Source organism: Comamonas sp. MYb69 (genome assembly GCF_037479315.1).
GTDB lineage: Bacteria > Pseudomonadota > Gammaproteobacteria > Burkholderiales > Burkholderiaceae_C > Comamonas.
The window spans coordinates 159,240-179,954 of the sequence record NZ_JBBGZG010000010.1; the positions used below are offsets into that span (position 1 = coordinate 159,240).

The 20,715-nt window shown below is 64.1% G+C and carries 19 protein-coding genes; 8 read left to right on the top strand and 11 right to left on the bottom strand.

Going from position 1 to position 20,715, the window contains the following annotated elements:
* Window positions 1-70 precede the first annotated feature (70 nt).
* The 3 genes from prfB to WH303_RS15275 all read right to left on the bottom strand — a co-directional run bounded on the left by prfB (window position 71) and on the right by WH303_RS15275 (window position 2,366).
* Window positions 71-1,175, bottom strand: a protein-coding gene (gene prfB / locus WH303_RS15265) for a peptide chain release factor 2 (protein WP_133857164.1) whose coding sequence is annotated in 2 segments (ribosomal slippage) — window positions 71-1,093 and window positions 1,095-1,175 — 1,104 coding nt in all. Because the reading frame shifts where the segments join, the coding sequence is not laid out codon by codon here.
* Between the two features lie 148 nt (window positions 1,176-1,323).
* Window positions 1,324-1,995 (bottom strand): NUDIX hydrolase, encoded by a 672-nt coding sequence (locus WH303_RS15270; protein ID WP_339519540.1) that lies wholly within the window; start codon window positions 1,993-1,995, stop codon window positions 1,324-1,326.
* Between the two features lie 92 nt (window positions 1,996-2,087).
* Window positions 2,088-2,366, bottom strand: coding sequence for a hypothetical protein (locus WH303_RS15275; RefSeq protein ID WP_339519542.1), 279 nt, complete (start codon window positions 2,364-2,366; stop codon window positions 2,088-2,090).
* 548 nt (window positions 2,367-2,914) lie between these two features.
* On the opposite strand from WH303_RS15275, the gene WH303_RS15280 reads away from it, so the two are divergent.
* From WH303_RS15280 to plsY, 3 genes are all read left to right on the top strand, one after another.
* Window positions 2,915-3,976 carry an aldo/keto reductase gene (locus WH303_RS15280; RefSeq protein WP_116926895.1) on the top strand — a complete coding sequence of 354 codons (1,062 nt, stop codon included), beginning with the start codon at window positions 2,915-2,917 and terminating at the stop codon, window positions 3,974-3,976.
* 315 nt (window positions 3,977-4,291) lie between these two features.
* Window positions 4,292-4,783, top strand: coding sequence for an aminoacyl-tRNA deacylase (locus WH303_RS15285; RefSeq protein ID WP_116926894.1), 492 nt, complete (start codon window positions 4,292-4,294; stop codon window positions 4,781-4,783).
* A 67-nt stretch (window positions 4,784-4,850) separates the two neighbouring features.
* Window positions 4,851-5,483 (top strand): glycerol-3-phosphate 1-O-acyltransferase PlsY, encoded by a 633-nt coding sequence (gene plsY / locus WH303_RS15290; RefSeq protein ID WP_339519544.1) that lies wholly within the window; start codon window positions 4,851-4,853, stop codon window positions 5,481-5,483.
* Window positions 5,484-5,582: 99 nt separating this feature from the next.
* On the opposite strand, the gene WH303_RS15295 is transcribed toward plsY, so the two are convergent.
* Window positions 5,583-6,293, bottom strand: a complete 711-nt coding sequence (locus tag WH303_RS15295; RefSeq protein WP_339519545.1) for a retropepsin-like aspartic protease family protein — start codon at window positions 6,291-6,293, stop codon at window positions 5,583-5,585.
* A gap of 274 nt (window positions 6,294-6,567) precedes the next feature.
* Here WH303_RS15295 and WH303_RS15300 point away from each other — a divergent pair, with 274 nt between their 5' ends.
* Entirely contained in the window at window positions 6,568-8,709 is a 2,142-nt protein-coding gene (locus WH303_RS15300) for a TonB-dependent receptor (RefSeq protein ID WP_339519547.1), read from the top strand.
* A gap of 75 nt (window positions 8,710-8,784) precedes the next feature.
* Here WH303_RS15300 and WH303_RS15305 read toward each other — a convergent pair whose 3' ends face one another.
* Entirely contained in the window at window positions 8,785-9,270 is a 486-nt protein-coding gene (locus WH303_RS15305; RefSeq protein WP_021026760.1) for a YajQ family cyclic di-GMP-binding protein, read from the bottom strand.
* Between the two features lie 65 nt (window positions 9,271-9,335).
* Between WH303_RS15305 and murB the strand changes: the two genes are divergently transcribed.
* On the top strand, window positions 9,336-10,436 hold the full coding sequence (gene murB, locus WH303_RS15310; RefSeq protein WP_133857172.1) for a UDP-N-acetylmuramate dehydrogenase: 1,101 nt from the start codon (window positions 9,336-9,338) through the stop codon (window positions 10,434-10,436).
* 24 nt (window positions 10,437-10,460) lie between these two features.
* Here the strand turns inward: murB and WH303_RS15315 are convergent, their stop codons facing one another.
* The 6 genes from WH303_RS15315 to WH303_RS15340 all read right to left on the bottom strand — a co-directional run bounded on the left by WH303_RS15315 (window position 10,461) and on the right by WH303_RS15340 (window position 15,803).
* Entirely contained in the window at window positions 10,461-11,690 is a 1,230-nt protein-coding gene (locus WH303_RS15315) for an MFS transporter (protein WP_339519549.1), read from the bottom strand.
* Window positions 11,691-11,849: 159 nt separating this feature from the next.
* Window positions 11,850-12,626: an ABC transporter ATP-binding protein gene (locus tag WH303_RS15320; RefSeq protein ID WP_021026757.1), complete on the bottom strand. Its 777-nt coding sequence runs from the start codon at window positions 12,624-12,626 to the stop codon at window positions 11,850-11,852.
* Between the two features lie 19 nt (window positions 12,627-12,645).
* Window positions 12,646-13,359: an ABC transporter permease gene (locus WH303_RS15325; protein WP_339519551.1), complete on the bottom strand. Its 714-nt coding sequence runs from the start codon at window positions 13,357-13,359 to the stop codon at window positions 12,646-12,648.
* Window positions 13,356-14,042, bottom strand: coding sequence for an ABC transporter permease (locus WH303_RS15330; RefSeq protein ID WP_339519553.1), 687 nt, complete (start codon window positions 14,040-14,042; stop codon window positions 13,356-13,358). Before WH303_RS15330 ends, WH303_RS15325 begins: the two co-directional genes overlap by 4 nt.
* Window positions 14,043-14,253: 211 nt before the next feature.
* On the bottom strand, window positions 14,254-15,015 hold the full coding sequence (locus WH303_RS15335; protein ID WP_116926885.1) for a transporter substrate-binding domain-containing protein: 762 nt from the start codon (window positions 15,013-15,015) through the stop codon (window positions 14,254-14,256).
* 281 nt (window positions 15,016-15,296) lie between these two features.
* Window positions 15,297-15,803 carry a hypothetical protein gene (locus WH303_RS15340; RefSeq protein WP_339519554.1) on the bottom strand — a complete coding sequence of 169 codons (507 nt, stop codon included), beginning with the start codon at window positions 15,801-15,803 and terminating at the stop codon, window positions 15,297-15,299.
* 388 nt (window positions 15,804-16,191) lie between these two features.
* On the opposite strand from WH303_RS15340, the gene WH303_RS15345 reads away from it, so the two are divergent.
* The 3 genes from WH303_RS15345 (at window position 16,192) to WH303_RS15355 (ending at window position 20,597) form a co-directional block, all read left to right on the top strand.
* Window positions 16,192-17,736 carry an acetolactate synthase large subunit gene (locus WH303_RS15345; protein ID WP_339519555.1) on the top strand — a complete coding sequence of 515 codons (1,545 nt, stop codon included), beginning with the start codon at window positions 16,192-16,194 and terminating at the stop codon, window positions 17,734-17,736.
* A 49-nt stretch (window positions 17,737-17,785) separates the two neighbouring features.
* Window positions 17,786-18,214: a DUF2946 family protein gene (locus tag WH303_RS15350; RefSeq protein WP_339519557.1), complete on the top strand. Its 429-nt coding sequence runs from the start codon at window positions 17,786-17,788 to the stop codon at window positions 18,212-18,214.
* 208 nt (window positions 18,215-18,422) lie between these two features.
* Window positions 18,423-20,597 carry a TonB-dependent copper receptor gene (locus tag WH303_RS15355; RefSeq protein ID WP_339519558.1) on the top strand — a complete coding sequence of 725 codons (2,175 nt, stop codon included), beginning with the start codon at window positions 18,423-18,425 and terminating at the stop codon, window positions 20,595-20,597.
* Window positions 20,598-20,715 lie beyond the last annotated feature (118 nt).

A 20,715-nucleotide genomic window follows, 5' to 3' on the forward strand; every position in this document is an offset into this window, starting at 1 on the left:
CGATAGAGGGGCTGAGGCACGCCGCATGCACCGCTGCAAGGCTGCGCTGCATGGGGAGTGCCACAGGTTTTTAAACGCCTTGCTTGAGCGAGGCTTCGATGAACACGTCCAGGTCGCCGTCCAGCACCTTTTGGGTGGCGGAGACTTCGACGTTGGTGCGCAGGTCCTTGATACGGCTGTTGTCCAGCACGTAGCTGCGGATCTGGTGGCCCCAGCCCACATCGGTCTTGGTGTCTTCGAGCTTTTGCTGCTCTTCCATGCGCTTGCGCATTTCAAAGTCATAGAGCTTGGAGCGCAGGCGCTGCCAGGCCACATCGCGGTTGCTGTGTTGGCTACGGCCATCCTGGCACTGCACGACGATGCCGGTCGGGATGTGGGTCAGGCGCACGGCCGAGTCGGTCTTGTTGATGTGCTGGCCACCCGCGCCCGAGGCACGGTAGGTGTCGGTACGCACATCCGAGGGGTTGATGTTGATCTCGATGGAGTCATCAATCTCGGGGTAGACGAACAGCGACGAGAAGCTGGTGTGGCGGCCGCCCGACGAGTCGAACGGGCTTTTACGCACAAGGCGGTGCACACCGGTTTCGGTGCGCAGCAGGCCAAAGGCGTACTCGCCTTCGATCTTGATCGTGGCGCTCTTGATGCCGGCGACATCGCCCGGGGTTTCTTCTTCGACGGTGGCCTTGAAGCCCTTGCGCTCGGCGTACTTGAGGTACTGGCGCAGCAGCATGCTGGCCCAGTCGCAAGCCTCGGTGCCACCGGCGCCGGCCTGGATGTCGACAAAGCAGTTGAGCGGATCGGCCTCATTGCGGAACATGCGGCGGAACTCGAGCTCCTCGATCAGCGGGCGCAGCTTGGCAGCCTCGGCTTCGATGGTTTCCAGCCCGGCGTCATCGCCTTCTTCCTTGCTCATCTCGAAGAGCTCGGTGTTGTCCGCCAGCTCACTGCTCAGCTTTTGCAAGGTCAACACGACGGAGTCGAGGGCCTTCTTTTCCTTGCCCAGCTCCTGGGCCTTCTTGGGATCGTTCCAGACGCTGGGGTCTTCCAGCGAGGCGTTTACCGTGCGCAGTCGTTCGTACTTTGCATCGTAGTCAAAGATACCTCCGAAGCTCTTCTGTCCGGCTGGACAGGTCTTCGAGGGTGTTGCCGATTTGGTTGATGCGTTCTGCTTCCATGTCACTGTGTCCTATTATTGCGGTCTAGCCCATTATTGTCGCATGCTGGCAGCGCTTGGCCGGCCAGTGGTGCTTTAGGGCATATGCTTGATTTAATAATGTTTTTGCTCCCGCTGCGCAGCGTTTGCGGCGCTGGGCGAGGCGAGGCTCACTTCCAGGCAAACCGGGGCTGGTCAAAATGCGCGACGCGGGTGGGGTGCCCCAGCAGGCAAACCTCGCGAAACTGGTACAAAAATGCGGCCGTGGGTGCGGCCACCCAGCTCTTGCCCATGGGCATGCGCAGCACCGGATGCGGCGATGCATCGGTGTGCTCGAGCATCGGCGCATCGCTGCGCAGCAGCTCGGCCAGCGGGATGCGGTGCACGCTGGCCACTTCATCGGGGTTGGGCTGCAGCTGGGCGGTGGCACCGGCCCAGACCACCACCGGGGTGATGACAAAGCCCGAACGCGTGGCGTAGTCATCGAGGCAACCGAGCACCTGGCTGGGCGCCAGCAACAGGCCCGCCTCTTCATGCAACTCGCGCAAGGCGGCCTGCTCGGCGGTCTCGCCCGCCTCGATGCGGCCGCCGGGCAGTGCCCATTGGCCCGGGTGGTTGCGCAAGTGCAGGGCGCGGCGCGTCAGCAGCAAAGCGGCCTCGTTGCTCCACAGCGCGGTTGCGGGCATGCCTTCGAGCCCGGCGCCAGGGCCTTCGTCCAGCAGCACCAGCGCGACGGCAGCTTGGGACTGGCCGGCGCCGCCCATGCGCTGCACCTCAAAATGCTGCAGGCTGTGGTGGATGCGCGATCGCAGGGCGTCGCTCAGGGGCGTGGCATGGATCATAGGGCTGCTGCATTGTAGAAGCGGCCCGGCCGGCTACCGCGCGCCAGAGAGACAGCGGGCGGTGTTTGGGACTGTAAACAGGTTCTACGGATTCAGCTGGAGCGGCTCTTGTGGCGCAGGCAGACCTGGAACATCAATCCAAAGGCTGCATCGGGGCCGAACTGGGCGGGCAGGGGCGCGCCCTGGGCCGGCAGCAGGCGGCCATGCATCACGCCGGTGTCGCTGGGGTGGGAGGTCACCACAATCTCGGGCCCGCAGCCACCGGGCAGCAACACCCGCAGGATCTGGCCCTGGTGGCAGTGCAGGGGGGCTTGGGGTTCAAAGATCAGCCGCACGGTGCCATGTGCATGCCCGCTGGCGTCGCACAGCATGCACTGGACGATGCCTGGTGGGCTGCCCTGGGACCAGCAGGGCACATAGCCGATGAAGGGATCTTTGGGCGGCTGCGCGTATGGCGCCCTGCCGCTGGAGGCTCTGGCCTGCCTGCCATGGGGCGCGCACGGGGGGCAATGGGTCTCGGTGCAGGGCGTGGGCAGGCTTTTGCCGCCCTCGGGCCTGGAGTCGCGCGGCTTGTCTGGCCGGGGTGCGGGGGGAGGGTGGCTGTGGGGGTTGGGCGGCTGGAACATCGTGTGCTGTCGCTATAACTGTATTGAACGGATTAATGAATTCGATAGTTTTTTATAAATAATAAAAGATGAAGCTTCGGCAGAACTTACGGGAGATTGGCGGCTGATGCGGATCAATAGAGCGATGAATAAGGCTTGACAGCGCCTCGATCTGCTGCGCTGTGCTGCCTGGGTGGCGGTGGTGCCCGTATCGATGGGCATCTCTGCGTGGCGCGCATGGCGGCCATGGCCAGCGAGGTGTCAAAAAATGCTTTTACACTTGGTTTTTTGACCGACACCGCTGAATTTTTCTTATGCAAGACATCCAACTTGGCCGCAGTGATTTGAAGGTATCGCCCATTTGCCTGGGCACGATGACGTTTGGCGAGCAAGTGAGCGAGGCGGATGCGCATGCCATGCTCAGCCATTCGCTGGCGCGAGGCGTGTACTTCTGGGACACGGCCGAGATGTACTCGGTGCCCGCCCGCGCCGAAACCTATGGTGCGACGGAGACCATCATCGGCAACTGGTTCAAGGCCAACCCGGGCCAGCGTGACAAGGTGGTGCTGGCCAGCAAGGTGGCGGGCCCATCGCGCGGCATGCCCTGGGTGCGTGAGGGCAAGGGCATGACGGCGGCCGACATCGTCGCATCGTGCGAGGCGAGCCTGCGCCGCCTGCAGACCGATGTGATCGACCTCTACCAGATCCACTGGCCCGAGCGCCATGTGCCCGCCTTTGGCAATCTGTACTACGACCCGAAAAAGGAAACCAGCGAGACGACGATTGGCGAGCAGCTGCAGGCCTTGGCGGGCCTGGTCAAGGCCGGCAAGATCCGCCACATTGGCCTGTCCAACGAGACGCCGTATGGCGTGCATGAGTTTGTGCGCCTGGCCGAGCAGCATGGCCTTCCGCGCGTGGCCAGCGTGCAAAACCCGTACTGCCTCATCAACCGCAGCTGGGAAAACGGCCTGGACGAAACCTGCGACCGCCTGGGCGTGTCGCTGCTGGCGTACTCGCCCCTCGCCTTTGGCCTGCTGACGGGCAAGTATGACGACAGCGGCATCACCGGCCCCCAGGCACCCCAGGGCGCGCGCATTGCCAGCTATGAATCGGTGCGCAAGCAGCGCTGGGGCCGCCCCGAAGCGCTGGATGCCGCCAAGCGCTACAACCAGTTGGCACGCGACCATGGCCTGACCCCGGCTGCATTGGCATTGGCCTTTTGCTACAACAAATGGCAGGTGGGCAGCACCATCATCGGTGTGCGCACGATGGAGCAACTGGACGAAGACCTGAATGTCTGGGGCACGCAGCTGTCCGAGGCCTTGCTGCAGGAGATTGACGCACTGCGCTGGGCGCTGGGCGATCCGGCGCAATAAGAGCCGTCAACACAACCCTTGATACGTCGTTGCCTCGCCGGCCGCGCCCTGCCTTATCGTACTACTGTACTGCCTGCGGCAGGACGCCTAGTCTCAACCGCAAACCTTCGGTTTGCTGGGTCGTGTTACCGGCTCTAAGTCTTCAACAGGTTCTGAGGTCCCTGAAGGGGCTGATGAAGGCGCTGACCTGCAGGCCCTGGTGCAAACCAGGTCCTTTGGCGTTGCCAAGGCCGCTATGCTTGGCGGCGCCCTCCGCTTATTTTTCGAGACAATAGGGGCAGATTTTGTGTGGCGCCTGCCGCCACCCCTCCAGCCATGAGCAAAAAAAACCATATCAGCGAAACGCCTGCCACCCAGTTTCTGAAGGCGCACAAGGTGGCGTTTACCGAGCATCCCTACGACTATGTGGAGCATGGCGGCACGTCCGAATCGGCCCGCCAGCTGGGGCTCGATGAGCATGTTGTCGTCAAGACCCTGGTGATGCAGAACCAGGATGCCAAGCCCCTCATCGTGCTGATGCATGGCGACTGCAAGGTGTCGACCAAGAGCCTGGCGCGCCAGATTGGCGCCAAGAGCGTGGAGCCCTGCACGCCCGAAGTGGCCAGCCGCCACAGCGGCTACCTGGTGGGGGGCACCTCACCGTTTGGCCTGCGCAAGGCCATGCCGGTCTATATCCAGGAGACGATTCTGGCGCTGCCGCGTATCGCCATCAACGGCGGGCGGCGTGGTTTTTTGGTGCAGATCGACCCCAAAGCATGCGTGGAGGTGCTGGGCGCCCAGCCGGTGCAATGCGCGCTGGCAGAATGATGCCTGTTTTTGACCTAGATACACCAGTGCGCGCCGGCCGCCCAGGCGCGCAGACAAGGGGAGCAATTTGAGTACCGTTTATTCCATCCTGGCCACCATCTTGGCCTACCTCATCGGTTCGCTGTCGTTTGCGGTGATCGTCAGCCGCACGATGGGCCTGAGTGACCCGCGCACCTATGGCAGCAAAAACCCGGGTGCGACCAATGTGCTGCGCTCGGGCAGCAAGGCAGCGGCCGTGGTGACCTTGCTGCTCGATGCCGCCAAGGGCTGGCTGCCGGTGGCGCTGGTGGTCTGGTTGGGCAAGCGCTATGGCCTGCAAGAGGGCACTGTCGCCCTGGTGGGGATTGCGGCATTTCTGGGCCACCTCTGGCCGGTATTCTTCAAATTTGAAGGCGGCAAGGGCGTGGCCACTGCGCTGGGCGTGCTGCTGGGCTTTAGCGGTTGGCTGGGTCTCTTGGTCTTGCTGGCCTGGGTGGCGGTCGCTGCCATCTGGCGCTATTCGTCGCTGTCGTCGCTGGTGGCGGCGGTGCTGGCGCCGGTGTTCTACATCCTTATCGGCGGCGAGCTCTGGGATTTCCATGCTGAGATCTTTGTCGCGATCCTGGTGATGTCGGCCTTGCTGGTCTACCGCCACAAGCTCAATATCCAGCGCCTGGTGGAAGGCAAGGAATCCAAGCTGGGCCAGAAGAAAAGCAAGTGATGCGTCGCGCTGCCCACGGGCAGACGGCGAAAAGGGCTGAATACCATCGCGGGTTCAGCCCTATTTGTTTTGGACCGCGTTCAGCGCTGTGGCGCGCCGCTACTTGATCCGGTCCAAGGTCATCTGCGGGCCGGCGCGCTTCATCTCAAAGGCATTGAGAAAGCTGTTGCCCAGCAGCACATAAGGCATGTTGGCCGAGGCGACCACGGCATCGACATTGCGCAGCTCCACATCGGAGATGCGCACGCTGCTCAGCTTCAGATGCCAGCCGTTGCTGACGCCATTGGCCGTGCCCATGCGCACTGCACGGCCCTGTTTGTAGTCAATCCCCAGCTTGAGCGCCTCGCTCATCCCCAGGCTCACCGTGGTGGCACCGGTATCGACCAGAAAGCGCGTCGCCTTGCCATTGATCATGCCGGCCGTCATGAAGTGGCCGCTGGCATCGGCCGCCAGCACAATGCGGCCGGTGTTGCTGACGGGCAGCGCCGCATCGGCCACGCTGACCGGCGACTCGCCCATGCGCAGGCTGTGCAGGGCGCCCGCGATGCTGACCTGGGCCTGCCCATCCTTGACGCTGACCACCTGCACCTGCTGGTAGCTGCTGCCCGCTGCCACGGCCTTGGGCGCCCGGCCATCGATGACGAGCAAGGCCTTGTCCCCCAGAATGCCGGCCAGCGCCACCGAGCGGGGGCCTTCGGCGGCCTCCTGTGCATGGACGGCCCAACTGGCGCTGCCGCACAGGGCCAGTGCCAATGCCCAGCGGTGCAGGCGGGTAGGGGCGGGGCAGGGCTTGGGGACTGAAAGCTTCATAGGTCGCGGGGCAGCATGGTGGTGCATACGGGCAGGGCGGTGCCGCGTCTAGCGCGGGTCACAGGCAGGTCGACTGCTTTACATCCTAAAGCATGCGAGCGGCAGCAAAAGCTGCGATTTATTTTTTTGACGAAAAGTCTAGCCCGTTGTTTTTTTGAAAAGTAAACGCCCGCTTAAGGTTAATATATTGCTATTGATAATCGTTATCATTAGCATCCCTGACTCAAATTTACAAGCCGTTTACCAAGCGGAATTATTGTTTCAGGAGTTTTCAATGATCCAAGCCCTTCGCAGCGAGACGCTCGCGCGTACAAGAGGCGAGCGCGCCGGCCTGTCGGTCGCCGCGCTGTTGATGATGGCCGCCGTGCCCGCCATCGCACAAGAGCACACCTTGCCAACGGTCCAGGTGTCTGCAGACCAGTTCGATCCCGATGATGTGCGCCCCGAAGGCGTGACCACGGCGACCAAGACCTATATGGCGCCCAAGGACATTCCGCAGACCATCGACACCTTGGAAGTCAACAAGTACAAGAGCTATGGCATCAATGACCTGTCGGTCATGCTCGATGGCGTGCCGGGCGTCAACACCAGCTATGACATGCGTGGCGAGGGCGTGATGATCCGCGGCTTCAATGCCGACAGCGGGGACATCTACCGCGATGGCGTGCGCGAATCCGGCCAGGTGCGCCGCAGCACCGCCAATGTCGAGCGCATCGAGATTCTGAAAGGCCCGGCCTCGGTGCTGTACGGCCGTGGCGCGGGCGGCGGCGTCGTCAACATGGTCAGCAAGCAGGCGCGCTTTGATGGCGTCAGCAGCGTGACCCTGCGTGGTGGCTCCTGGGAGAACGTGGGCGGCACCATCGACATCAACCGGGTGATCAGCCCCAATGTGGTCATGCGCCTCACGGCCGACCGCGAGCAGGCGCACAGCTTTCGCAGCGGCATCCGCAACCGCAACGAGATGGTCTCGCCCAGTATCCTGGTGGATACGCGCACGGGCCTGCGCTGGACCGGCCAGTACACCTATGACAATGTCTGGCGCGTGCCGGACCGGGGGCCTTCCTACGACCAGATGCCGCCAGGCATGTCGCTGCGCCAGGGCATTGCCCAGCCGGGCGACTTTGTCGAAGACCGCCTGCGCGTGCTGCGCTCGGACCTGTCGTACGAGTTCAACAAGGCCTGGAGTGTGCGCTGGGTGGCCAGCAAGCGCGAAGCCAGCCAGGACTTTGACCACTACTTTGCCGGCACCTACTGCAATCCCCAGGGCCTGACCCCTGCGGGCGCCAAGTGCGCCAACCCCGGCCTGCTGCGCCAAAGCTATGCCTGGCAGCAAACCGAGAACCGCACCACCACCCACACCGTGGACCTGACCGGCAAGCTGGACCTGGCCGGCATGCGCCACGAGCTGTTGCTGGGCGTGGAGCACAGCGAGGAAGAGCGCGCGCCGCGCCTCTTCAGCACCGCCAACAGCAATGGCTATATCGACCCGAACAACCCGGTGTTCGATGCCGTGCGCCCGCCCCAAGGCACGCCATCCCAGCAGAACCTGCACAAGGGCACGGCCCGCGCGCTGTATGTGCAGGACTTGATCAGCCTGAGCGACCAGTGGAAGCTGTTGCTGGGTGCACGCTATGACAACTTTGACTTCAACAGCACCAACCAGCTGACCAACGCCAGCCGCAGCACGGACGGCAACTCGGTCAGCCCCCGTGCTGGCCTGGTCTGGCAGCCGGTGCGCGAGCACAGCCTGTATGCGTCCTGGAGCCGCAGCTTCTCGCCCTATGGCGGGCGCGGCATGCTGTCGGTCGATACCGGCGCTGGCGCGGTGCTGGACGACGAGCCCCAGCATTCGCAGCAGTTTGAGATGGGGGTCAAGAGCGATTGGCTGGACGGCGCGCTGTCCACGCAGCTGGCCGTCTACCAGCTGGAGCACTACAACATCCGCTACCGTCCCGATCCGGACAACGACCCCTTCACCTGGGCCGTGCGTGGCAAGGAGCGCTCGCGCGGTATCGAGTTCAGCGCATCTGGCCGTGTGGCACCGTTTTGGTATGTGCGCGGCGGCGTCGGCATCATGGCCGCCAAGGTCACCGAGAACAAGGCCAACCCCGCGCTGGAAGGCAACTACCTGGCCAATACTGCGCGCCGCAATGGCAATGTCTTTCTGCGCTATGCGCCTGCAGGCAACTGGTATGCCGAGCTGGGCGTGACCCACACCAGCGCGCGCTACACCAATGATGCCAACACCAGCCGCGTGCCCGGCTACACCCGCTGGGATGGCCTGGTGGGCTGGCGCGCCGCGCCCTGGACCGTCACCTTGGCAGTGTCCAACCTGACCAACAAGGAATACTGGCGTTCCAGCAGCATGCCCGGCACGCCGCGTGGTGCTTTGCTGAGCGCGAACTACCAGTTCTAAAAGGGTAGGCGCCATAAAAACAGGCCGCGCTGCAATCCCTGCAGCGCGGCCTGTTTGTGTTTGATCGAGTGCGGATTAGTCGCGGAAGTTATTGAACGACAGTGGCACGTCGGTCACGTCTTTTTTCAGCAGCGCCATCGCTGCTTGCAGATCGTCGCGCTTGGCGCCAGTGATGCGCACGGCATCGCCCTGGATGGCGGCCTGCACCTTCATCTTGCTGTCCTTGATGAGCTTCTGGATCTTCTTGGCCAGCTCCTGCTCGATGCCATTGCGCACCTTGATCACTTGCTTGACCTTGTCGCCGCCGACCTTTTGCACATCGCCCTTGTCCAGAAAGCGCACATCCACATTGCGCTTGGTCAGCTTGTTGCGCAGGATGTCTTCGACCTGCACCAGCTGGAAGTCGGCATCGCCGTACATGATGATCTCTTTGTCCTTGAGCTCGATCCCGGCCGACGTTCCCTTGAAGTCAAAACGGGTGCCAATTTCCTTGGCGGAATTCTCAACAGCGTTTTTCACCTCGACGAAGTCGGCTTCGCAAACCGTGTCAAACGATGGCATAAATACTCTCCTTGCAGGCCAGGCTGAGCGCCTGAGTGGGTCGCGACAAGTGCGACAATCTAGCGATGTTAGTCGAGAAAAATGCCCCGCTGCAGCAATACAACACCTTTGGCATCATGGCGCGGGCCATGAACCTGGTGCGCGTGCAGGCCCCGCAGGATATCCGTGATTTTTTGGCCCAGCCCCCGTTGGGCGCCAGCCGCCAGGTGGTGGTGCTGGGGGGCGGCAGCAATATCGTCATCACCGGCGATGTCGAGCCCACCGTCTTCAAGATGGAGATCATGGGCAAGCGCCTGGTCGAAGAGACCGACAAGCACTACATCATTGAAGTGGGCGCCGGTGAAGTCTGGCACGAGGTCGTGGCCTGGAGCCTGGCCCAGGGCTACCCCGGGCTGGAGAACCTGGCGCTGATCCCGGGCACCGCTGGCGCAGCACCCGTGCAGAACATTGGCGCCTATGGCGTGGAGCTGCAAGACCGCTTTGACTCGCTCGATGCGATCGACCTGAGCAATGGCGAGCATTTCAGCCTGCAGGCGGCGCAGTGCGCGTTTGGCTACCGGGATTCGGTGTTCAAGCATGCGCCGGCCGAGACCATGCCATTGACGATGATTGCCCGCGCCACCGGCGTGGCCGAGCCTCGGGGCATGGGCCTGGCGGGCCGCGCCGTCATCACCCATGTGCGGCTGCGCCTGGCCAAGGATTGGAAGCCCGAGCTGGGCTACCTGGACCTGGCCCGCAAGCAGGCTGAAAAAGGCATTGCGCAGCCCACGGCCCAGGACATCTTTGACTGGGTGGTGGAGATCCGCCGCGCCAAGCTGCCCGATCCGGCGCAGATCGGCAATGCCGGCAGCTTTTTCAAGAACCCGCAGGTGACTGCCGACCAGTGCGAGGACATCATTGCGCGCGAACCCAAGATCGTGCACTACCCGATGCTGGACGGCAGCATCAAGCTGGCTGCGGGCTGGATGATCGATGCCTGCGGCTGGCGCGGCAAAAGCATTGGCAAGGCCGGTGTCTATGACCGCCAGGCCCTCGTGCTGGTCAACCTGGGTGCGGGCGAAGGCAGCGTGACCGGCGGTGAGGTGGTCACCTTGGCGCGCGCGATCCAGACCAGTGTCTATGAGCGCTTTGGCATCCAGCTGGAGCCCGAACCGGTCGTCTGGTAGCTGCGCCAGCGCGGGCTAAAGGGCTCAGCGCTTGGCAGGCGGTATCCAGCGCGCCAGCGCAGCCGCCGCGCCCCAGGCCAGCAAGCCGATGCAGGCGATGCCGCTGGCCAGCGACAGGCTGCCGGCCAGAAACGACAGCAGCGCTGGCCCCAGCGATGAGCCCAGGTCGGCCGCCAGGCGCCATAACCCCAGAAAATGCGCCCGCGCATGGCGCGGTGCGTGGTCGGCCCCCAAGGTCATGATCAGGCCCGAGCCAATGCCGTTGCCAAAGCCCAGCGCCATGGCCGCCAGCAGCAAGGTCGTCACGCTGGCCGTCAGCGGCATCAGCAGCATGGCCGCGCCCATCACCAGCATCGATGGCACGGCCACCCAGCGCCGGCCTTTGAGATCCATCAGCTTGCCCGCAGGGTAGAAGACCAGCATATCGATGGCGCCTGCCAGCCCGTAGACCAGCGAGGCGGCAGCCGGTGCCAGCGCAAGATGGTCGGCCCATAGCGGAATGACCACCTGGCGCGAGGCGCGCACGGCGCTGACCAGCAGCACGCCCAGGCCCAGCGTGAGAAACAGCCGGTGGTGATCGCGCAGAATGCCGGCGATGGACGGTGCCTCGGTGGGCAGCGGCTGGCCTGGCAGCGCGGCGGGCGCCGCCAGATCGGGCACGCGCAGGCCAATGGCTGCCGCGCAGAGAACGCCCACAATGCCCACCGCGAACGCCGCATGCAGGCCCCAGCTATGCATGGCCCAGGCGCCAATAAAGGGCCCGATGAACATGCCAATGCGCATCACCCCACCCAGGGTGGACAGCGCCCGCGCGCGGTAGGACACGGGCACGGCCTCGGTCAGATAGCTTTGCCGCGCCAGGTTGTAGACCGCCTGCGACATGCCCAACTTCAGGCAGCCCAGCGCAAACAGCCACAGCTGCTGGGTGGCCAGGCAGAGGGCCATGCCGATGGCGCTCCACAGGCCTGCGGCCACAATCGCCCAGCGCTCGCCCCAGCGCGCTGTTATCAGCGATGCCGGGATATTGCTCAGCAAGGAGCCAATGCTGACCAGCCCCACCACCAGCGCTGCGATGGGCACTGAGGCGCCCAGATCGCGCGCCATCAGCACGATGACCGGCAGCACCGCACCCTCGCCAATGCCAAACAGCAGCGAAGGCCCAAAGGCCGCCACGGCAATGCGGCGCAGCGAGAATGCTGCGTCACTGTCTAGGGCCGGATCGGATGCGGGAGGAGGGGAGCTGGGCGTGCCCATGGTGGGGGTGAAGGGGTATCGAGTCTGCGCCGAGGGGCCGGCTGGCACTTGGCTGCCTGAAGAATCCTCTCCAGGTCAGCCGCGACCGGCCCTATTGTGCGCCTGCCCGCCGCTTGGGTGGCGCTGATGCTGTCGCGGGCAGAACTCGGCCTGCGCCGCTTACTTCAGGCTTCCAGAGAGGAAACGTGCCAGACGCTCACTTTTGGGGTTGGCCAGCACCTCGCGCGGCGGGCCTTGCTCTTCGATCAGGCCCTGGTGCAGGAAGATCACATGGTTGGAGACCTCGCGGGCAAAGCCCATTTCATGCGTCACGACCAGCATGGTGCGGCCTTCCTGGGCGAGCACCTGCATCACACGCAGCACCTCACCGACCAGCTCGGGGTCGAGGGCCGAGGTGGGCTCGTCAAACAGCATCACCTCGGGCTCGACCGCCAGCGCGCGCGCAATGGCCACGCGTTGCTGCTGGCCGCCACTCATGTGGTTGGGGTAGCTGTCTTCCTTGTTTTCCAGGCCCACCAGCTTGAGGTACTTGCGGGCGCGGGCGACGGCCTCGTCCTTGCTGATGCCCAGCACATGCACCGGCACTTCGATGATGTTCTGCATCACCGTCATGTGGGCCCAGAGGTTGAAATGCTGGAACACCATCGCCAGCTTGCTGCGCAGGCGCTGGAGCTGCTTGGGGTCGACCGCGTCCAGCGCGCCATTGCGGCCGGTGCGCAGCTGCAGGCTTTCGCCAGCCACGATGATTTGCCCTTGCTGGGGCTGCTCCAGCAGGTTGATGCAGCGCAGAAAGGTGCTCTTGCCCGAGCCGGAGCTGCCGATGATGCTGATCACGTCGCCAGCGCAGGCGTTGAGCGAGACGCCCTTGAGCACTTGGTTGCTGCCATAGCTCTTGTGGATGTCCAGCGCCTGCAGTTTGTAGTTGGATGCGTTCATATCTCGATGCTCGAATGTCTTAGGCCTTGCGCGGGGCCAGGTAGCCCAGGAAACGGCGCTCGGCGAGGCGGAAGATGCCAATCAGGATAAAGGTGATGCTCAGGTAGATGGCAGCTGCCGCGATATAGGCTTCAAACGGCAGGTAGTAGTCCGAGTACACCCGGCTGGCAGCGCCGGTCAGGTCCACCAGCGACGGCACGGTGGAAGCCAGGCTGGTCGAGTGCAGCATCATCACCACCTCGTTGCTGTAGGCGGGCAGGGTGCGGCGGATGGCACTGGGCATCACGATGCGGCGCATCAGCTGCCATCGGCTCATGCCCATCGCGCGGGCCGCTTCCACTTCGCCCTTGTAGGTTTCGCGGATCGAGCCGGCGAGCATCTCGGCCGTGTAGGCCGCGTTGTTCAAGGTGAAGGCGAGGAACGCGCAGAAGAACGGCTCTTTGAAATAGGTCCAGGGCCAGACCGCATCCCAGCGCGCCTGCACCCATTCGAGCTGCGAGAAGCCGTAGTAGATCAGGTAGACCTGGATCAGCAGCGGCGTGCCGCGCATGAAATAGGTAAAGGCCCCCACGCTTTTGCGCAGCAGCCAGGAGCGGCTGACCAGCGCGAGCGCGCCCAGCAGCGCCAGCACGGCGCCAATGGCCAGGCTGGACAGCAGCAGCTTGAGGGTGGTGACCAGGCCCTCACCGTACAGCGCAATGGTGTCGGGCTGAAAAATGACGTCCCAGTTCATAGCTGCACCTTTTCGGTTCCCAAGCTGTAGCGGGCATTGAGGCGGCCCAGCGCCCACAGCGATACCGATGTGTAGACGAGGTACAGCGCAGCGGTGAAGAGGAAAAAGATAAAGGGCTCGCGCGCAGCGGCGCTGGCCTGCTTGGCCAGGTAGGTCATGTCTTGCAGGCCGATCAGGCTGACCAGCGCGGTGGCCTTGATCAGCACCAGCCAGTTATTGGTAAAGCCGGGCAGGGCATAGCGCACCATCTGCGGCAGCGTGATCCGAAAGAAGGTCTTGACCGGACTCATGCCGAAGGCCCAGGCCGCTTCCATCTGGCCCTTGGGGATGGCCAGGATCGCGCCCCGGAAGGTTTCGGTCATATAGGCGCCGTAGATAAAGCCGATCGTGAACGAGCCGGCTACAAAGGGGTTGAGGTCGACCGAGCTTTCGCTGCCCATCTTCTCGAGCAAGGTATTGAGGCCGATGGCGCCGCCGTAGAAGACCAGCAGCATCATCACCAGCTCGGGGATGCCGCGCACGATGGAGGTGTAGAAGGTTGCCAATACCACCAGCGGTCGGCGGCCTGAGAGCTTGGCACTGGCGCCCAGCAGCCCCAGCACGGTGGCGATGGCAGCCGATGCCAGCGAGACCGCCACGGTGAGCAGCGAGCCCATCAGGATCGATTGAAAGTAATCACTCATAGTTTTTGGCCTTAGGCGCCGTGATTGCGGTGCGCAATCGGGCCCATGGATGGCCTGGTGTTTGCCTTGGGTGGGCGCTGCAAAAAGGCTTGGCACCATGGAATTGCGGCGCGATTCATCCAGTATGAAGACTCTGGAGCAGCGCGCCGCTTGGTGTTAGCCCTGATCGAGGACGCGGTGGCGCCAGGGGCGCGACCGCGTTTTGCAAAGATCAGTTGCCGTAGGGGTCGAAATCGAAGTACTTCTTGGCAATGGTGGCATAGGTGCCATTGCTGCGGATGGTCTTGATCGCTTCGTTGATCTGCTTTTTCAGGTCGCCCTGGTTCTTGCGCAGCGCAATGCCGATGCCATCACCGTAGTATTTGGTCTCGTACTGGTCCGGGCCCTTGTAGCCGTAGTCGGCACCTTCGGGCTTGCGCAGGAAGCCGCCATTGACTTCGACCTTGTCGGCCACGGTGCCGTCGAGGCGGCCGGACTTGATATCCAGGTAGACCTGGTCCTGGGCTTCATAAGGCACGATGGTCGCGCCTGCAGGCTTGAGCTCGCCATTGGCCCATTTCTCTTGGGTCGAGCCCTTGAGCACGCCGATCTTCAGGCCCTTGGCAGAAGCCGGGCCCTTGTATTCCACGCTTTTCTTCAGCACCACGGCGCTGGGCGTCTTGTAGTAGCGGTCGCTGAAATCGACCACGCGGCGGCGCTCGTCGGTCATCGACATGGAGCTGACGATGACGTCGTACTTCTTGGCTTGCAGGCCGGGGATCATGCTGTCCCAGACTTGCTCGACAAACACGCACTTGCGCTTGATCTGCTCGCACACCGCCTTGGCGATGTCCACGTCAAAACCGGTGACTTCGCCTTGGGGCGTCTTGTAGGTGAACGGTTCGTAGGTCGGGTCGACAGCTACTTTCAGGTCTGCAGCAAAAGCAGGGGCGGCGATAGCGGCCACTGCCAGTGCGATCAAGGTTTTACGCATAGTGAATCCTCGGATCCGAATGTTGATAAGGTGGCTAGCATGCTAGTGCTTTTGCTGCCCGCCGTCGGGGTCTCAAATCGGCTTGTGGCGACCCGGCGACAGCTCTGTGCTGTGCTTTGTGGCAAAGCGGCGAGCTTGTGCGCATTATCACCAGCCTAAACGGCCATTGAGCGCAAAAATCGACGTTGAAGCGTCAATTTTTACGCCCTATCCAGGGAAACACTAATAAGTATGGGTTGTGACGGTCGATTCGATCGTCTATTTTGTCGAAACGTCCGCGCTTACTTCTTCCAGTAGCCTGGGCGAATCAGCAGACTGTGGACGCGGTAGGGTGCCTTTTCCTCGATGCCGATGTCCATCGGTACATAGGCCTTGTCACACTGCAGCAGGTAGCTGGTGATGTAAGGGGTCGGGCTGGTCATCTGGGCGCCGACCTTGCAGCTGCCCACGCTTTGGTGCACATCGTTGAACACCTGCTTCATCTGGTCGGACGTGACCTGCTTGTTGAAGTCTTCGGTAAAAGTCTTGGCATCGGGCACAGCGGCCTTGCCTTCAAAGGCGGCGAGCAGCGCCTGGAAGCGCTGGGCCAGCGCCTTTTCAGCCGCCGGGTTGGGCGCAGCGGCCTGGGGCGCTGCCTCGGCTGCGGGCGGCGTGGCTACCGCTGCTGGGTTGGCCGCTCCCTGGCTGCTTTGGGCCTGGGCCGCCAAAGCAGCGCAGGCCAGCGCGGTGGACAACAGGGCGTGGCGGGACATACGGTGCATGCGGGTTTCCTTGGTGTGGTTTTGCATCGGGCCATCCTAGGCGCAGTGGGCGCTCTGGTGGTAACACTTGGTGTTCAGATGCTGGGGGATGAAAGGGGCTGCAGATGGTCTTTTTGGAGGCCTGCCATGCAAGCCATCAAGGGTGAGCAGCGCAGTTGCTGCACTTGCCACCTTGCTCGGGTCCCCCACTGTGCACCTGCGCACCCCGACGCGCATGCCATCCAAGGCCGTAATAGCGCTTGAGAATTGGCCTACATGGTGGGTCGATGCAAAACCGGGCAAGGCCTGTATCCATGCGCTTGTGCGGCGCGCGGCGGTGGCCGGGGCGGGCCCGCTTTCATCTTGGCGACCCGGTTTTGGCGCCGTTGCAGCTAAGGTGTCGCGCAGTGATAGGCAACCGTTTAAGGATATAGAGATGAATGGCGCACACAGTCTGGTCAAGACTTTGCTGGCTGCAGGGGTGGATACCTGCTTTGCAAACCCCGGCACCAGCGAGATGCACTTTGTAGCAGCTTTGGACCAGATCCCCGGTATGCACTGCGTTCTGGGCCTGCAGGAGAACGTGGTCACCGGCATGGCCGATGGCTACTACCGCATCGCCCGCAAGCCCGCCTGCACCTTGCTGCACTGCGGCCCGGGCCTGGCCAATGGCCTGGCCAATTTGCACAATGCGCGCCGAGCGCGCAGCGGCATTGTCAATATCGTGGGCGACCAGGCCACCTACCACCGGCCTTTTGATGCGCCGCTGACGGCTGATACCGATGGCCTGGCGCGCGCCGTATCAGGCTGGGTGCATACCAGCACGCACAGTGCGGACCTGGGCCAGGATGCGGCGATGGCCGTGCGTGCGGCCTCGACCTTTCCCGGTCAGATCGCCAGCCTGATCCTGCCGGCCAATGTGTCCTGGGACGAAGGTGGTGTGGTGGCGCAACCGCTGCCCCTGCCTGCGCCGCTCGCAGCGGATGGCCATGCGATCGATGAAGCGGCAAGGGTGCTGCGCCAGGCGGGCGGCAAGGCCTTGATTCTGCTGTCGGGCGCGGCGGTGTTTGCGCCGGCCCAGGCGCTGGTGTGGCGGCTGGCGCAGGCGAGCGGCGCTGCCGTGCTGGCCGAGTACGGCGCATCGCACCTGCAGCGCGGCCAAGGCCGCATGGCGCTGGAGCGCGTGCCCTATGGCATGGAGGCCGCGATCCAAACCCTGGCCCGGTTTGAGCACATCATTCTGGTGGGCGCCAAGCCGCCGGTGGGCTTTTTTGCCTACCCCGGTCTGCCGTCGACCCAGTACCCTGCGAGCGCCCAGCTGCATGTGCTGACGCGCCCCGAGCAGGAGCCGCTGGCTGCGCTGCAGGCCCTGGTCGATGCGCTGCAGGCGCCGCAGGCCGCCATCCCCGATGCGGGCCCCCGGCCCGAGGCAGCCACCGGCGCGCCCACGCCCGAGAGCCTGGCCCGCACCGTGGCTGCGCTGATGCCCGAGGGCGCCATCGTCTCGGACGAGAGCATCTCCTACGGCCGGGGCTTTTACCCGCACACCCATGCCGCGCCGGCGCATGACTGGCTGCACCTGGCCGGCGGCGCGATTGGCGATGGCATGCCGGTGGCGACCGGCGCGGCCATTGGTGCGGGCAAGCAGCGCCGGGTGATCAATCTGCAGGCCGATGGCTCTGCGATGTATTCGTTGCAATCGCTGTGGACGCAGGCGCGCGAGCAGCTGCCTGTCACCACCGTCGTGCTGAACAACAGCCGCTACAACATTTTGATTGGCGAATACAAGGGCGTGGGCGCCACGCCGGGCGCCACCGCCATGCAGATGCTGGACCTGGGCAACCCCTCGATTGGCTGGGTGAAGCTGGCCGAAGGCATGGGCGTGGAAGCGGCGCGCGCCACGACCATGGAGGAATGCGCCCGGCTGATGCAGGCCAGTTTTGCTAAATCCGGCCCCTTCTTGATTGAACTGATAATTTAATAAATTCTGAACATACAGGTTTGGAAGTCACCTACACTGCTGCCTGACCATGCTCCAACGCCTGCGCAGCCGCCCCCGCTTCTCCGCCGTCATCACGGCGGTTTTTGCGTTGCTGCTGCTCGTGGCATCGCTGGCAGGTGTGCAGGTGCGCGTGCTGGCGCAGCCCATTGCGGCGGCGCTGGCGGCCGATGTATGCAGCGTCAATGCACCGGCGCTGGATGTGGCGCTGGCCCATGGCGACCACCTGGCAGCGGATGATCTTCTGCCGGATGGCAGCGACAGCCACAGCGCGCACAGCGCCCATGGCGCCGATTGCGTGCTGTGTATTGCGATGGCGCTGCCGCTGGCCTTTGCCGCCGATGTGCACCGGCCAGCGGCCCCTGCCTTCCACCCGCAGTGGCAGGCCCAGTCGGCGCACCACCCCCAAGCCCCGGGCGCGCCACTGCCCGCGCGCGGCCCGCCTCCCGTCCTTGTCTAACGCACTTATGCCGCAGTGATGCTGCCGCTGCTCTCCGCGCCCATCGCGCGCGGGGAGGGCAGCCGCGCAGTCTCTGCGGCCCATGGGCCGCTTCGTCATGTCTGCTTTAGCCGCCTTCGCTGCGGCCGGCTGGGCATGGCTGCGTGCGCCCCCACCACCCATTGATGCAAGCCGCTGCGCCCAGCAGCGCTTGCTGCGAGAGACATTGATGACTTCCTACTTTTTGGAGGCAGCGCCGGGCCTGCGCCTGCCTGCCCCGCCGCGCGCCCGCTTGCAGCGTCCGCAGATGGCGCTATCCGCACTGGTCTTGGCCACCAGCTCTGCCTGGGGACAAAGCCCTGCTGCACCGTCGCTACCTGCGGCCAGCGTGCCGGAGATCAGCCTGCAGGAGACCGTCGTAACCGCAGTGCATGAGCATTCGCCGCTGCAGGTGGTGGCTGATCCCAAGCAGCCGCGCCAACCGGTGCCGGCGAGTGACGCGGCCGACTACCTCAAAAGCATTCCGGGCTTCTCGGCCATCCGCAGTGGTGGCTCCAACAGCGACCCGGTGTTCCGGGGCCAGTTTGGCTCGCGCCTGCCGATATTGACCAATGGGCAGACCTTGTTGGGCGCCTGCCCGGCGCGCATGGATTCGCCCAGCTCCTATATCTCGCCCGAGACCTACGATGTGCTGACGGTGGTCAAGGGCCCGCAGACGGTGATCTGGGGGCCGGGCGCATCGGCCGGGGTGGTGCGCTTTGACCGCGAACGGCCTGAACTGGACAGCGGCCAGGTGCGGCTGTCTGCCAGCCTGCAAGGCGGCACGGCCGCGCGCAGCGACCAGAACATCGACCTGCTGGCCGGCAATGCCGCGTACTACCTGCGCCTCACCGCCAACCATTCGCAAAGCAAGGACTACCGCGATGGCGATGGCCAGCGCGTGCCCTCGCACTGGGACAAATGGAACACCGATGTCGCCATTGGCTGGACGCCCGATGCCAACACCTGGCTGGAGCTGAGCGCCGGCCAAGGCGATGGCGAGGCACGCTATGGCGGCCGGGGCATGGATGGCACCCAGTTCAAGCGCGAAAGCTATGGCCTGCGGCTGGAGAAAAAGAACCTGGGCGAGCGCTTGACCAAGCTGGAAGCGCAGCTCTATTACAACCGCGCCGACCATGTGATGGACAACTTCAGCCTGCGGCCCTTTGTGCCGGAAGGCGGCATGTCCATGCCGATGGCGGCCAATGTACGGCGCACCACCACCGGCATGCGGGTGGCGACGACCTGGCAGCTGGGCCCGCACACCGAAGCGGTGCTGGGCGTGGATGCGATGGGTAGCCCGCATGACAGCCGATCGGGCACGGAGATGCAGTCCTACCGTAGCAAGCCCTGGGCGCGGGATGCCAAGTTCAGCAACCAGGGCCTGTTTGCGCAGGCCACGCAGCACCTGGGTAGTGAAGACAAACTGGTGGCCGGCCTGCGGCTGGACCGGGCCCAGGCCTGGCGCTACCCCAGCGACAGCGGCATGGGTGGCATGGAGGGCATGGGCGATATGGGTACGATGGGTGGCATGCAGGCCATGGCCGGCATGGATGGCAGCATGGCCGCCACGGCCAGCAACCACCGCGAGCGCCGCGCCATGCCCAGTGGCTTTCTGCGTTGGGAACGCGCCCGCGCCGATGGCAGCACGCTCTACGCCGGTATTGGCCATGTGCAGCGCTTTCCGGATTACTGGGAGCTGATATCGCCGAGCAACAGCGCAGCCGACAAGGGCGATGCCTTCAACGGCCTGCAGCCGGAGAAAACCACGCAGATCGATGTGGGCGCGAGCTGGAAGGGGGCGGACTGGCAGCTCTGGACCTCGGCCTATGTCGGCCAAGTGCAGGACTATCTGCTGTTTGACTATGCAGGCATGGCCTCCAACGTGCGCAATGTGCAGGCGCGCACCGCTGGCGCCGAGCTGGGTGGCAGCTACCGGCTGACCCCCGGCCTAACGGCCCAGGCCACCCTGGCCTACAGCTGGGCCCGCAACCGCAGCGATGGCAAGCCGCTGCCGCAGGTGCCGCCGCTCGAAGCCCAGCTGGGCCTGGACTACCGGCAAGGCCCCTGGAGCGCTGGCGCGCTGTGGCGCCTGGTCGCCGCCCAGCACCGCTATGCCAGCGGCCAGGGTAATGTCGTGGGCCAGGATCTGGGGCCCAGTGCCGGCTTTGGCGTGCTGTCGCTCAATGCCGGCTACAAGATCAGCGAGCAGTTGCGCCTGACAGCCGGTATCGACAATGTCTCTGGCAAGACCTATGCCGAGCACCTGAACCTGGCTGGCAATGCGGGCTTTGGTTTCCCAGGCGGCGTGCGCATCCATGAGCCGGGTCGCACCTTGTGGCTGCGGGGTGACTTGAAGTTCTGATGCAGGCCTGGGGCCCCGCCCCCCCGGGGGGGGGGGGGGGGCGGGGGGGGGGGGCGGGTTTTTAAAGGTTTTTTAAAAGGTAGCGCCCCAAAAAAAAAAAAAAAAAACCCCCCCCCAC